The sequence below is a fragment of the Microbacterium sp. 05N427 genome (assembly GCF_056397105.1).
The window spans coordinates 1-551 of the sequence record NZ_JBFTMT010000037.1; the positions used below are offsets into that span (position 1 = coordinate 1).

1 protein-coding gene is annotated in these 551 nt (G+C 65.3%); it reads right to left on the reverse strand.

The window, feature by feature from the left end; genetic code table 11:
• Positions 1-23 precede the first annotated feature (23 nt).
• A partial coding sequence (locus tag AC1DG4_RS19530) for an LPXTG cell wall anchor domain-containing protein (protein ID WP_477420529.1) occupies positions 24-551 on the reverse strand: 528 nt, incomplete at its 5' end.

Sequence of the window (551 nt, forward strand, 5' to 3'; positions counted from 1 at the left end):
GTCGACGCACCACTGCAGACCGGTTACTGAGGGCTGGGGCGGCGCCGAGACACCAGCATCAGCACACCCGCCACTAGCAGGACCCCTCCGGTGATCAGGGTGCTGAGGGGAAACGCGGACCCGGTGTCCGGCAACGCCCCAGACGCTTCCTCGGCATCCGCGACTGGTGTTGTCGGCCCGGCTTTGGCGGGACCAATGGCGGGAGTCGAGGTGTCGGTTGAAACAGGGGCTGGTGTCACTGTCGGCGACGGATCCACAGGGGGAGGAGCTGCCGAGGACGCCGGCGTGGGAGTCGCTGTTGGCGTGGGAATGGGGGCTGCGTCAGCGACGACGGAGATCAAATCGGTCATGGCCAGATCTACGCCATCGGTTTCGCGGGAGAACGCGAAATAGCTCATACCTAACCCGGTTCCTGGTGGGGCGTTCAGCGGCATCTGGAAGTCCACGCTCATCCGTGCTGTCGCTCCCTGCGGCAACTGTCGCGGCAGATCGCCGACGATCTCCATGTGGTTCGCGTCGCCTTTCAGATGACCGGCATTGACCGGGTCCGG